Origin of the sequence: Tahibacter caeni (assembly GCF_024609805.1) — a bacterium.
GTDB lineage: Bacteria > Pseudomonadota > Gammaproteobacteria > Xanthomonadales > Rhodanobacteraceae > Tahibacter > Tahibacter caeni.
In genome coordinates this window covers 20,484-32,765 of record NZ_JANFVR010000018.1, presented here as the reverse complement: position 1 = coordinate 32,765, position 12,282 = coordinate 20,484, and the positions used below count along the sequence as shown (strand labels likewise).

The window sequence follows — 12,282 nt, the reverse complement described above, 5'->3', positions numbered from 1 at the left end:
GCCGCGGCGAGGAAGACCTGCGCCTCCGTCGCGCCGCCGGACTGTGCACGCCTGACGAGCCCCGGAAGCACGCGGCGGACCAGCGCTTCGGCGCGCGCCGCGTCGCCGAGCGCGAGATGCGCGCCGGCCGTGTTGGCGACGGCCCAGGCGTACATTTCGCCGTCTTCGCCGCCGGTTGCGCGCGCCATCTCCGCGGCGCGCGCGAACACGGGCAGTGCGTCGGCGGCGCGGCCGAGGCGCGTGAGCAGGCTGCCGTAGTTGCCGAGCAGCGACGCCACTGTCGCGCTGGCGCCGAGGCGCCGTTCGTAGTCGCCGATCAAGGCCGGCATCAGCTCGGCGGCGCGCTCCGGCTCGCGTTCCTGCAACGCCGTGACGTAGGCGTAGCGCACGGGCAGGAGGCGGGGATCGCCCGCCGGATACGCGCGTTGCGCCAGGCTCATCGCGCGTTCCGCGGCGGCGGTGGCCCCGGCGTTGTCGTCGCCCCAGGCCATCGTCATTGCGCGCCAAGCGGCGACGCGCAGCGCCACCGGCGCTTCGCGCTGTTCGAGCGACGCGAGTACGGCGTCGAGATCGCGGCGGATGTCGGCTAGCGGCCGGTCGAGCGTCACCGCGTGGTTGTGCAGCGCGCGGATCTGCGCCTGCGCCATCTCGTCGGCATGGTGCGCGGGCAGCGTCGCGTAGCGCGCGAGTGCGCGTTCGTCGGCGGCGACGGCTTCGGCGAGACGACGGCTGCCGCTGTACGCCGCGGCGAGTGCGAGTTCCACCGGCGCGAGCTGTTCGTCCGGCGCGTGCGCTTCGACGAGCGCGGCGCGCGCGCGTTCCAGCAGCGGCGCGGCATCGTCGCTGCGCCCGAGCGCATTGTAGGCGCGGCCCGTGGCGAACAGCAGCGCGGCGTGCTGCTCCGGCGCCATGTCGCCGCGCGAGGCGAGGCTCGCGGCCCCGAGGTCGAGCATCTGTCGCACCGTCACGTCTTCGCCGCGGCGGTGCAGCGAGTCGGTGTTTTCGAACAAATCGTCCATGAAGCGCGCCACGGCGCGTGCGCGGTCGCGTTCGACGGCGATGCGCGCGTGCTGCGCGTCGCGATCGAGCAGGAACGCGGCAAGCAACGCCGTGACGACGAGCGCGCCGGCGAGCCACCAGCGGCGGCGCCAGGCGAAGCGGCCCAGACGATACGTCCAGTTGCCGCGCTGTGCGTGCACGGGCCGCGCGGCGAGCCAGCGCTGCAGATCGGCCGCGAGCGCACCGGCCGACGCGTAGCGATGCGCCGGCTCCGAACGCAGCGCCTTGAGCACGATGGCGTCGACGTCTGCCGGCACGCGCCGCGTGCGCGGCAGCGCGTCGCCGGTACGTTCGCGCGCGAGGCGGCTCGGCGCCGGCATGTCGCCGGAGAGGATGGCGCGCGAGAGCCGGTGCGTCGATTCGCCGACCGCGAACGGCCGGGCGCCCGCGACTAGCTCGTACAGCACCATGCCGAGCGAATAGACGTCGCTCGCCGTGCCGAGCGGCGCGCCTTCGATCTGCTCCGGGCTCGCATAGGCGAGCGTGAGTGCGCGCAGGTCGGTCTGCGTGTGCTCGACGTCGTCGTCGAGCAGGCGGGCGATGCCGAAGTCGAGCAGCTTCGGCTCGCCGTCGGCGCCGACGAGAATGTTCGACGGCTTGATGTCGCGATGGATCACGAGCTGCCGGTGCGCGTAGTCGACGGCGCCGCACACCTTGAGGAACAGCGTCACGCGTTGGCGCAGGGTCAACGCATGACGATCGCACCAGGCGTCGATGCGTTCGCCGTCGACGTATTCCATCGCGAGGAAGGGCAGGCCCTCCGCCGTGACGCCGCCGTCGACCAGGCGCGCGATGTTCGGATGCGCGAGCGCCGAGAGAATGCGCCGCTCGGTGGCGAAGCGGCGGTACTGATGGCTGTCGGCCGGCACGGCGAAGCGCAGCAGTTTGAGCGCGACGCGTTGGCGCAGGTCGCCGTCCACGCGTTCGGCGAGATACACCACGCCCATGCCGCCTTCGCCGATGGCCTCGAGCACGCGGTAGTCGCGCGGCGTCGGCGCGGCGAGGTGCAGGTCGCAGGCGGAGAGGACCGGCGCCGGCGGCAGCGCGTCGGCCTCGTCGTCCTCGGCCGCGGCGAGCAGCCAGCGCGCTTCGTCGCGCAGCGCGTCGTCGCCGGCGCAGGCCTCGATCAGGGCGTCGTCGCGCTGCTCCGGCGGCAGGTCGAGTAGCGCGTGCACGAGCGCGCCGGCGCGGCGATAGCGCGCGGCCTCGGCATCGCGTGTCGCGGCCTGGTACATGGTCCTTCCTCATCGACGAACGGCCGATGTTAAGCCACGCGCCCGCGACGCGCGGGGGCGTGACCAGATTTTTCCGTTTCCTGCGCGTTACGGCGGGATGACCGGACGGCGACGGGCGCGCGTCCGGTGATTCGCCACGCTCGACTCGCGTCGAGCCCATCGTCATGCAGGAGGAGCCGTGAGCATTGCAGTAGAAGAAAAGCGGTCGCGACGTCTGTCGCGGGTACGGGTTTGGATGAGGTCGCTGCTGTCGGCGGCGGCTTTCGCGGCGCTGCCGGCCTACGCCGTCGCGCCGGCGCAGGTGCCGCTCGCCATCGACGGCAACGCGTGGGAAGGCTGGGGCAGTGCGGTCGCGGTGGACGGCGACACGGCCGTCGTCACCTCGACGCTCGCCCGCGTCGACGGCAACGACGGCTACGGCGCCGCCTACGTCTACGTGCGCAGCGGCGACGGCTGGGTGCGCCAGGCGCGGCTCGTCGCGGCCGACCCGGAAGCGTTCACCAACTACGGTCGCGCCGTCGCCATCGCCGGCGACACCATCGTCGTCGGCGCCGCGAATGCCGACGGCGTGCAGGACGCCACCGGTGCCGCGTACGTCTACACGCGCAGCGGCACGACGTGGACGCAGACCGCCAAGTTCAGCGCGAGCGACGGCGAAGGCTTCAGCGACTTCGGCATGGCCGTCGCGCTGTCGGGCGACACCATCGCCGTCGGCGCACCGAGCACGTTCATCGGCGGCGAGAACGTGCAGGGCGCCGTATACGTGTTCGTGCGCAGCGGCGCGACGTGGACGCAGCAGGCCAAGCTGGTCGCGAGCGACGGCGCGGCGTTCCACAACCTCGGCAGCGCGGTGTCGATCGACGGGGATACCATCGTCGCCGGTGCGCACCAGGCCGAAGGCAACGGCACTTCGTTCGCCGGCGCTGCCTATGTGTTCGTGCGCAGCGGCAGCGCCTGGAGCGAGCAGGCGAAGCTCGTGGCCGGCGATGCCGGTTTCTCCGACGAGTTCGGCATCTCGGTGGCGCTGGATGGCGACCGCGCGTTGATCGGCTCGCGCGGCGCGGACGTCGGCGCAGCGTCCGACCAGGGCGCGGCCTATGCCTTCGTGCGCAGCGGCTCGGCGTGGACGCAGGAAGCCAAGCTCGTCGCCGCCGACGGTGCCGCCGGCGACCTGTTCGGCGTAGCCGTCGCGCTCGACGGCGACACCGCACTGGTCGGCGCACCGCTGTCCGGCGCGCTGTCGGGCGTCGATCTCGATCGCGGCGCGATCTACGCGTTCTCGCGCAGCACCGGCACGTGGACGCAAACCTCGCACATCACCGCCGTGGACTTCGCCCAGGGCGACCAGTTCGGCACGGCGCTCGGCCTTTCCGGCACCACCGTCGCGGCCGGCGCGCCGCGCGCGAAAGTCGGCGAGAACACCGAGGCCGGCAAGGCCTACGCGTTGACGCTCGGCGTGGCCGAGCTCGCCGTCGCGCCCGCCGCGCTCGATTTCGGCGACGTCGCGACCGGCACCACGCCCGCACGCACCGTGGCCGTGCGCAACACCGGCACGGCCGACATGTTCCTCGGGCAACTGCTGTTCATCGATGCCGACGCCGCGAGCTTCTCGCTCGCCAACGACACCTGCTCGGGCCAGCGCATCGCCTCCGGCGCGAGCTGCAGCGCGGACGTGAGGTTCGCGCCCGCGGCGATCGCCGGCTACGCCGCGAAGCTCGTCGTGCCCGGCAGTGCCGGCGTGGCCTTCGTCGACCTCTCCGGCAACGGCGTGCCGCCGCCGCCGCAGATCGCGATCGAGCCGGGCAGCGTGTCGGCAACGCTCGCGCAGGGCGCGTCGACGAACGAGATCGTCGCCGTGCGCCACATCGGTACGAGCGGAACGCTGAACTGGCAGGTCACGCAGCAGGCGGGCCGGCCGGCGGGCGTGCATCGCACCTTGGGCCGCGCCACGGTGCCGCGCGCGACGGCGGATCTGTCGCACGTCGACACGACGCGCTTCGCGCGCTCGCAAGCGACGAGTGGACGCCGCACGCCGGCGATGCCGAACGGCGTGCCGCCGGTCGCGCACACGCTCACGCACTCGGCGTCGAACGACATCGTCTCCGGCAACTCCATCGCCTGCGCCGACAACACCACGGGCTTCACCAACGCCAACCAGTATCTGCGCACGTTCACGCTGGCGGATTTCGGCATCGACGGCCCGCTCTCGGTCACGAACGTCACGTTCGCGGTGGAGAACCTCACCGTGGCGGCGACGATTGCCGTGAACCTGTACACCGTGTCGGGCGACCTCCAGTACACCAACATGACGCGCATCGGCACCGCGACGGTGGCGCTCGATCCGCAGAACGCGACGCTCGTGACGGTACCGGTGGCCGCCACCGTGCCGGCCGATGCGACGCTCGTGGCCGAGATCGCCGTGCCGGATCTCGGCGACGACGGCGGCGTGTTCTACTTCGGCACGAATCCGGACGGCCAGACCGCGCCCTCGTACATCGCCTCGCCGCTGTGCGGCGCGACGGACCCGACGGATCTCGCCGATATTGGTTTTGCGAACATGCAACTCGTGCTCTTCGTCAGCGGCACGACGCCTGCGCCGCCGGTCGACTGCACGCTGCCGGCGTGGCTGCCGGTCTCGCCGACGTCGGGCGCGGTCGCGCCGGGCACGGCGCAGCCGATGTCGCTGTCGCTGAACACGGCCGGCCTCGCCGCCGGCACCTACGCGGCGAACGTCTGCGTGGCGAGCAACGCGACCGATCCGTTCGTCGTGGTGCCGGTGACGCTCGAGGTAACGGCGAACGGGCCGGGCCTTGCCACCGCATCGACGATCGACTTCGGCGGCATCGCGCCGGGCCATCGCGTAGTGCGTCGCGCGACGCTCAGGAGCAGCGGCACGAGCGCGCTCGACGTCACCGCGGTGAGCACGCCGGTCGCGCCGTTCACGCGCACCGGCGGCAGCTGCCCAGGCACGCCCTTCACGCTGGCGCCGCAGCAGTCCTGCGAGGTGGAGTTCACGTTGCAGCCGACGGCCGTCGGCACCGTGGAAGCGACGGTGACGATCGCCAGCACCGCCGTCACGGGGCCTGCGACGATCACCTTGCGCGGCGCGGGCATCGGCGCTTCCGAGGCGATCTTCCGCAACGGCTTCGAACCGCAGGGCGATTGATCGTCGAGCGCGGCGGCGATGTCGCCGCCGCGCTTTCCGCGATCGACGGGCGATCGGCCGGCTGGCGCCTCCGGCAGTTCCGCCGGGTAACGACGATGTGCTTTTTTGCATTCCGCGGGGAGTTCGGAGCATGCCGAGCCGTGCTGCTCCGGGAATCGCGGGGCTTGAAATGGCGGGGCGCGGGATCGCCCGATTTCGTGTCCTTGGTCGGCAGCGTCATGCCGAATCGGCGCGCAATTCAGAACCGCTCGTTCACCGGCAAATAGCGCCACTGCCCGACGGGCAGCTTGCCCATCGCGATACGCCCGATGCGAATGCGCTTGACCGTCAGAGGCGTCAGCCCGACCTGGACGCACATCGCGCGCAACTGGCTGGGCTGCGGCGCCTTGATCGCGAAACGCAGGCGGTTTTCGCTCTGCCAGCTCGCCTTGCAGGGCGCAAGGGGCCAACCGCCGAAACTCAGTCCGTGGTTGAGCAGTGCGAGACCGCCCGGCACCAGCTCGCCGCTGATTTCCACCACATACTCTTGCTCGATCCTGAGCGTTTCCTCGATCAATCGCCGGGAAACGCGCCAATCCTGGGTGAGCACGATCAGGCCGCTGCTGTCGGACTCAAGCCCCAAGGGAATGGCGAGCCGGCGAAAATGGCGCTTCAGTGCACGGACGCCGGAATTGTCGTCGGCGCTGCGCGTATCCGGCGAAATCTTCTGCCACGCAAGATCCGCGCCTTCTGCGGCACTCGCGCCTTCGGGCTTGTGCAACAGAATGGTCGCGGGTTGCACTGCATCCAGGCTGGCCGCCGGGTCCAGGCTGACGATGTTGTCGGAAACCTTGAATTGCGGCTCCTCGACCGTTCTGCCATCGACGCTGACCCAGCCGTTTTCTATGTATTGCTCGGCTTCGCTGCGAGAGCAGCCGATCAGCGCCGCAAGGCGTTTGGAAAGACGAACGGGTTCAGTCATGGCGGGCGCCGTGGGAATTCGAAGTTGCCATTGTAAGCGGCGCTACCCGCAACGCCGGTGCGGCCGAAACAGGGCAGGGTGCCATCGCGAACTCCTTCGGGCGAGTCATTGCAGGAACGTCCTTTTGACGTCGTCGGCTGAGCGGAGACGCTCACGTCGGGCCTATCAGTGAATTTCCGGACAACCGTTCAACGGCGAGGTCGACGAACGCGCGGACCTTTGCGCTGACGCGGCGGCCGTCGCTGTGCATGACGTGGATCGGCCACGGCATTTCCTCGTACTCCTGCAGCACGGCGACGAGCTCTCCGCTCGCGAGCGCCGCGGCAACCTGGTACAGCAACACGCGCGTCAGCCCGCGGCCGTCGATCGCGGCGTCGATGGTCGCCGCGTTCGTCGTGCAGGACAGGCGCGGCCGGACGGCGACGACGCTGCGCTGCGCGCGGCCGAACTCCCAGTCGTTCGACGGGCGTGCCGCGATCGACGCAATGATGTCGTGCCGCACGAGATCGTTCGGCGTCGGGTCGCCGAGGACGAAGCTTTTGAGGAGAGCGGTATGCCGCATCGCGTGCCGGGAGCATTCTGAAGAATCGAACCGAAAAACGTGAAGCGTTAATCCGAGTCCGGGGCTCGGCGGCGTCGTTATCAACGCATATATATATTATGTCAAATTAGAGACGATCCTCTCACAGCGAACATTCGCCCCGAGCTCGCTCCTCCCGCGACCAACTCCTGCCCTTCATGCCTTCCCGGCCATTCGGACGGCGCAACTCAGCCCGTCAACTCGACTGCCGGGACTACGCTGACTTGCCGGCACGCGTCTGGCGCGTGCCGTTCTACAGCGCAATGAACCCCAACGCCAACGCCCGCGCGCAGGTCGCGCTGCGTCCTCGGGTGTCGAGCTTGCGTGCGGCGTTGGACAGGTGGAAGTTCACGGTGCGTTCGCTGGTGCCCAGGATCACGGAGATCTCCCAGGACGTCTTGCCGATCGCGGCCCAGTGCAGCACTTCGCGCTCGCGGGGGCTCAGGCCGGGACGCCGGTCGCGATCGCCGGCGGCGAGCGACAGTGCGGCCTGCAGGCATGAGGCGAAGTACAGCGCCGGCGCGATCGACGGAGCGAGATCGCGCAAGGTGCAGCGCTGCCGTGTCGAGAACGTCATCATCGCCCACTGGGTGCCGGGCGCGGCGAGCGGAATCGTGAGCCCGCCGGTCATGCCCGCCTCGCCCGCCTGCCGCAGCAGCGGCCTGGCGACCTGGCGCAGATCGGCACGCGTGTAGCCGATGCCGCCCGATACGGTCCACGACGTCACGGGCAATCCGGCGCGCGCGTGGCGTACGCGCGGATCTTCGCGTTCCTTGCCGTCTACGCCGGTTTCTTCGGCACGCAGCGCGCCGTTGCGCTGCACCCATTCTCTCGGAAAGTTGCCGAACAGCCGCGTGTCGGGCCCGTTGCCGGACGGCGGCACGACGAGTCGCGCCGAGTAGCCGTGGTAGTCGTATCCCCAGCGCTGCGCGAAGCGCGTCGCGATGCGGCTCAGGTCCGCCTGCGTGGCCGCGCGCAGGATGGCGTCGGCGTCGTCCCAGTCCTCGAGCTGCATCGGCGATAGGGGGAACTTGATTCTTGGCAGCAATGCCAACTAGTGCAATCGTGCTCCTATGGTAACGGGGACTGTTGTCGATGAGTACGCGTCGAGGCAGGCCCGCCCCGGGTGGTGCGAGCCTGCCGTGCTCGTCAGTGAACGGTGCAGCTCAGGTTGTGCGCTATTGCGGTGATCGCCGGCCGCGTGGCGCCGGGACAGGTCACGGTGGCCAGGGAATCGGCCGAGCAGCCGCGGCCCTGCGGCGCGTACGCCGACGCGACGGCGAGCGTGTTGCCGTAGGTGATCGTTTCCTGCTGGCCGACGACGATGCCGTCGGCGTCGTAGACGGTCACGTACACGCGGTTCTTCGTCGCGATGGTCGGGCTGGAGCTGTTCGCCGCGAGTCCGCTCGCGCCGTAGGGGCCGCCGCCGCCGGCGAGCGCACGCGCCTCGAACGGGCCGGTCGCGCCCGGGTGGATGCCGGTGCAGTCGCCGTAGACGTCCTGGTTCAGCGGAACCGGTCCGCTCAGCAGCGCGGTGAGTTCGTCGAGCGGCCCGGAGGCGGTGCCACCTTTCGTCGGCGCTTTGCGCAGTTCGCGCAGCTTCTGCAGCAGCGCCCGGTGTCCGGACGGGCCGACGGCCACGTAGGACTCGGTCGTGCCGACGGCCTGTGCATACAGGCCGTCGGAAACGAGCGTCATGCCGTCATCGGCGACGAGCCTGTCGGTGAAGCTCGGTACAAGTTCCTGCGCGCCGGCGGCGCTGCAGGCGAGAACGGACACGAGACCGGCCGCGATGGCGGCATGCAGGGACGAGCGGATCATGGAAACCTCGATTTCAGGGGGCGCGCCGGAGCGGCGCGATACGCGTTATAGGCAGCCCGCGCGCGCCGTGAACGCGCCCCCTGTCGATTCAGACAGGGGGCGCCGCGCGGCGATACCGATCGACGGCCGCGTCTTTGGCACGTGCTTGATGCACGTCAACCAGGCGCGTCGGGCCGGCCGCTAAGCTGCCCGCAATTCCGGGGTGACGAGGCTCGTCATGTCCAGCGGTCGTTCCATGCCGACGAAACGCGCCTCCGCCGACGATTTGCGCACGGCATTCAACCCGCCTGCACGGGGAATGCTTGACCGGGTCATCCGGCGCTTCGGGCTCGCTTCCCATGTCGCGGCCACCCTCATCGTCTATGCCGTCGCCGCCGCGGCGCTGGCGCTCGCACTGGCGCCGGCGCTCGCGCTCCTGGCGTTCTGGATCGGCCGATGGCCCGCCGCCGGAATCTGGCGGTATCTGCACATGGGTCTAGGAATCGGAACGGCGTTTTTCGCCGGCGGCTTCGCGCTGCTGATCGTCGTGCCGATCTTCAACTGGATCCTGCCGACCCGCGTAAAGCCGTTTCACGGCAGCTACTATTCGATCGCCGCGGTGCCATGGTTGCTGCACAACGCGCTTTTCTATCTCGTGCGCTTTACGTTCCTGCCGTTCGTGACGCTCACGCCGTTCGGCATCGTGTTCCTGCGCGCGATGGGCATGCGCATCGGCCGCCGCGCTTTCGTGAACACCGAGCTGATTTCCGATCCGCGCCTGATCGCGGTCGGCGACGATGTCGTCATCGGCGGCAGCGCACATCTGTTCGCGCACTACGGCGGCGGCGGCCACCTGACGATAGCTCCGGTACGGATCGGCGACCGCGTCACGATAGGCCAGAAGGCAACGATCATGGGCGACGTGGTGGTCGGTGACGACGCGGTGGTCCTGCCCCACTCGGTGCTGCTGCCCGGTTCACGCGTCGCTCCGGGCGAGACCTGGGGAGGCGTGCCTGCCGCCCCCGTTTCCGAAGCGGAATTCGAGCGCTTCAAGCAGGGAATCCGCGGCGGCGGCGCGCGTCGGTAGTCCGGATAGTCCGTGCCGACGGGGATTCCGCCGCCGTGGGACCGGCTAAGAAAGCACATCCGCCCTCTGCCTGCGATCCGGATCGTGCCGCGACGCCGGCTATTCCGGTCGCCACGGCGGATGCGTCTCCTCTGTCGACGCCGCCAGGCACGGACCGGCTCGCGACGTTCCGGACGCAGCCATGCGAGGGATATTTTCCGGTGTGCCGATGCGCTCAAAGGAATCCCAGCAGTCGCTCCGCGTCGAGCCATTGTTCGAGATCGCCGGCGTCGCCCATCGATCTGGGGTCGCTGCCCCTGCCCTGCTCTTTTCCGGCCGGCGTGCGGTCGCGCTCCTGCTCGCGACTGCTCCGTGCGGATTCGGCTTCGGCGCGACGACGGCGCGCGGCGTGGCGATCGGCACCGCTCTTGCGCGGCTTGGCAGTGGAACCACGCGACATGTCGTGCTCTCCTGCTTCGTGCGGCCTTCCACCTTACGCACGGCTTCCTGCAGCGTGTTGACGCGGATCAAATGCGCATCGGTCTCCGCAAACGGCGTCCATGCCGGCATGCAGCGCGCCGTTGATCTGGATCAATACCGGCGTCGCGGCGGCGCGCTCGAATGCGCCCAGGTTTCCATTTCCTCGTCGCGGAGAGCGCCATGGCACGTTCATGGATATTGGCCGCAAACGGTACGCGGGCCCGATTGTTCGTCAAGGACGGAGCGGACCTTCCGGTCGAAGTCACCTGTTTCACCAATCCGGACGGACATGCGCCAGGCCGCCAGGCGCATGCGGATCGCCTGCCCCGCTCGCAGGAGAGCGCGAACAGCGCCCGGCACGCGATCGAGCCGCATCTGAGCGATCGCGACAAGAGCCAGCAGGCGTTCGCCCGCCTGTTGTGCGAAGCCCTCGACGAGGGGCGCATGGCCCGGCGTTTCGACGAACTCGTGCTGCTCGCGCCCCCGCGGTTCCTCGGTCTGCTGCATGCGCGCCTGGGCAAGGAACTGAAGCGCCAGCTGAAACGCGAGATCGGCCATGACCTGACCTCCCTCGGGGCGGCGCAACTGAACGAACGCCTGGCCGCTGGAAGCGAGCCGCCGTCCGCATCGCAACCCTGAGCGGCCGGATAGTCGGGCGCGCGCGGATTCCAGCCGATAGAGATGACAAGCGCCACAGCCCGGCCATCCTCGTCGCCGATACGGGCCGATCGGATCGCTGCACCGGACGCCGGTCGCGGTCGAACTCCGTCGAAGCGCCGCCGAAGTTGACGGCGGTCAAGCCGATCCGCCGCGAAGCGCGCAAGCTGGCCTGGCCTGGAGCCGTCCGAGGAGACCGACGATGAAATCGACAGTCCGCGTCGCCAATGCCGGCGCAGCCGCGCTGGGGAGCCCCGTTCGCGATCGGATCGCCGACCAGGCGGCCGGCATTCGCCGACAGGGTTGCTAGCGCGATGCCTGCCTGGTTCGGCACCGATCTGCTGTGGTGGCTGCTGTTCGCGTCGATGCTGCAGCCGCTGCTCACGCGACGTCTGTTGACGAACGCGCGAGTGCAGCTGCGCACACAGGTCGAAGCCACGCGCGGCAGCCGCGTGATCCTGCTTGTGCACCGGCAGGAGACCATGAGTTTCTTCGGCGTGCCGCTCATGCGCTACATCGACGTCGAGGATTCCGAGCAGGTCATCCGGGCCATCCTCGAAACCGAGCCGGACCGCCCCATCGACATCGTGCTGCACACGCCCGGTGGACTGGTTCTCGCGGCGCTGCAGATCGCCCGCGCCCTCTGCCGCCATCGCGGCACCGTGACGGCGTTCGTGCCGCACTACGCGATGTCCGGCGGAACGCTGATCGCGCTGGCCGCCGACCGTATCGTGATGTGCGAGCACGCCGTGCTCGGCCCGGTCGATCCGCTGCTGGACGGCTATCCGGCCGCGTCGATCCGGCGCGCCGTCGCCAGGAAGGACGACAAGGACGTCGACGACAACACGCTGATTCTCGACGACCAGGCAGGCATGGCGCTGGATCAGGTACGCCGCGCGGTGTCCTCGCTGCTGGCCGGCCGGCTGCGCGAGGACCTGATCGAGCATGTCGCCTCTGCGCTTTCCGAAGGACAGTGGACGCACGACTATCCGATCACGTCCGATGAAGCGGCCGCCCTGGGCCTGCCGGTGGACACGGCGATGCCCGACGAGATCATGAAGATGATCAGTCTCTATCCCGCGCCCAAGGGGCGTCCGCCGAGCGTCGAGTACGGGCGCAACTCCGGGCGGCGCGGCCGCCGGTATCCGGTGACCCCGGCCGACAGCCCGCCGCCGGTCCAACGCGGCTAGTCGCCTGCGCGCCGCTCCGGCCTGGACGGCACGGCGAATTCGTGCCGCTTCGCCATCCATCTCACCGACTCGTCGAGTTTCTCGCCGG

At 69.8% G+C, this 12,282-nt stretch carries 11 protein-coding genes; 5 read left to right on the top strand and 6 right to left on the bottom strand.

The window, feature by feature from the left end:
• The coding region (locus NON22_RS03215; RefSeq protein WP_257385466.1) for a serine/threonine-protein kinase at positions 1 to 2,294 on the bottom strand (2,294 nt) is incomplete at its 3' end.
• Positions 2,295 to 2,529: 235 nt separating this feature from the next.
• Between NON22_RS03215 and NON22_RS03210 the strand changes: the two genes are divergently transcribed.
• Positions 2,530 to 5,460, top strand: coding sequence for a choice-of-anchor D domain-containing protein (locus NON22_RS03210; protein ID WP_257385465.1), 2,931 nt, complete (start codon positions 2,530 to 2,532; stop codon positions 5,458 to 5,460).
• Positions 5,457 to 5,726: a hypothetical protein gene (locus NON22_RS03205; protein ID WP_257385464.1), complete on the top strand. Its 270-nt coding sequence runs from the start codon at positions 5,457 to 5,459 to the stop codon at positions 5,724 to 5,726. The genes NON22_RS03210 and NON22_RS03205 overlap by 4 nt, the downstream gene beginning before the upstream one ends.
• On the opposite strand, the gene NON22_RS03200 is transcribed toward NON22_RS03205, so the two are convergent.
• From NON22_RS03200 to NON22_RS03185, 4 genes are all read right to left on the bottom strand, one after another.
• Complete coding sequence (locus NON22_RS03200; RefSeq protein ID WP_257385463.1) at positions 5,699 to 6,421, bottom strand: rRNA pseudouridine synthase; 723 nt, start codon at positions 6,419 to 6,421, stop codon at positions 5,699 to 5,701. The two genes, NON22_RS03205 and NON22_RS03200, sit on opposite strands and share 28 nt — an antisense overlap.
• Before the next feature lie 151 nt (positions 6,422 to 6,572).
• Positions 6,573 to 6,983, bottom strand: coding sequence for a LysR substrate-binding domain-containing protein (locus tag NON22_RS03195; RefSeq protein ID WP_257385462.1), 411 nt, complete (start codon positions 6,981 to 6,983; stop codon positions 6,573 to 6,575).
• 271 nt (positions 6,984 to 7,254) lie between these two features.
• A complete protein-coding gene (locus tag NON22_RS03190; protein ID WP_257385461.1) occupies positions 7,255 to 8,049 on the bottom strand; it encodes a helix-turn-helix transcriptional regulator in 795 nt (264 codons plus the stop codon).
• A gap of 101 nt (positions 8,050 to 8,150) precedes the next feature.
• On the bottom strand, positions 8,151 to 8,822 hold the full coding sequence (locus NON22_RS03185; RefSeq protein ID WP_257385460.1) for a hypothetical protein: 672 nt from the start codon (positions 8,820 to 8,822) through the stop codon (positions 8,151 to 8,153).
• 217 nt (positions 8,823 to 9,039) lie between these two features.
• Here NON22_RS03185 and NON22_RS03180 point away from each other — a divergent pair, with 217 nt between their 5' ends.
• Entirely contained in the window at positions 9,040 to 9,888 is an 849-nt protein-coding gene (locus tag NON22_RS03180; RefSeq protein WP_257385459.1) for a hypothetical protein, read from the top strand.
• A 214-nt stretch (positions 9,889 to 10,102) separates the two neighbouring features.
• Here NON22_RS03180 and NON22_RS03175 read toward each other — a convergent pair whose 3' ends face one another.
• Positions 10,103 to 10,327, bottom strand: coding sequence for a hypothetical protein (locus NON22_RS03175; RefSeq protein ID WP_257385458.1), 225 nt, complete (start codon positions 10,325 to 10,327; stop codon positions 10,103 to 10,105).
• A 200-nt stretch (positions 10,328 to 10,527) separates the two neighbouring features.
• Here NON22_RS03175 and NON22_RS03170 point away from each other — a divergent pair, with 200 nt between their 5' ends.
• Positions 10,528 to 10,986: a host attachment protein gene (locus NON22_RS03170; protein ID WP_257385457.1), complete on the top strand. Its 459-nt coding sequence runs from the start codon at positions 10,528 to 10,530 to the stop codon at positions 10,984 to 10,986.
• A 245-nt stretch (positions 10,987 to 11,231) separates the two neighbouring features.
• The gene (locus tag NON22_RS03165) at positions 11,232 to 12,194 is read left to right on the top strand and encodes an SDH family Clp fold serine proteinase (RefSeq protein ID WP_306673611.1); all 963 of its coding nucleotides are present in this window, start codon (positions 11,232 to 11,234) and stop codon (positions 12,192 to 12,194) included.
• Positions 12,195 to 12,282: the final 88 nt, after the last annotated feature.

Coding starts and splice junctions, on each gene's coding strand:
- NON22_RS03195 (WP_257385462.1), bottom strand. CDS start 6,983: ATGCGGCATACCGCTCTCCTCAAAAGCTTCGTCCTCGGCGACCCGACG.
- NON22_RS03180 (WP_257385459.1), top strand. CDS start 9,040: ATGTCCAGCGGTCGTTCCATGCCGACGAAACGCGCCTCCGCCGACGAT.
- NON22_RS03165 (WP_306673611.1), top strand. CDS start 11,232: ATGCCGGCGCAGCCGCGCTGGGGAGCCCCGTTCGCGATCGGATCGCCG.
- NON22_RS03175 (WP_257385458.1), bottom strand. CDS start 10,327: ATGTCGCGTGGTTCCACTGCCAAGCCGCGCAAGAGCGGTGCCGATCGC.
- NON22_RS03170 (WP_257385457.1), top strand. CDS start 10,528: ATGGCACGTTCATGGATATTGGCCGCAAACGGTACGCGGGCCCGATTG.
- NON22_RS03210 (WP_257385465.1), top strand. CDS start 2,530: ATGAGGTCGCTGCTGTCGGCGGCGGCTTTCGCGGCGCTGCCGGCCTAC.
- NON22_RS03200 (WP_257385463.1), bottom strand. CDS start 6,421: ATGACTGAACCCGTTCGTCTTTCCAAACGCCTTGCGGCGCTGATCGGC.
- NON22_RS03185 (WP_257385460.1), bottom strand. CDS start 8,822: ATGATCCGCTCGTCCCTGCATGCCGCCATCGCGGCCGGTCTCGTGTCC.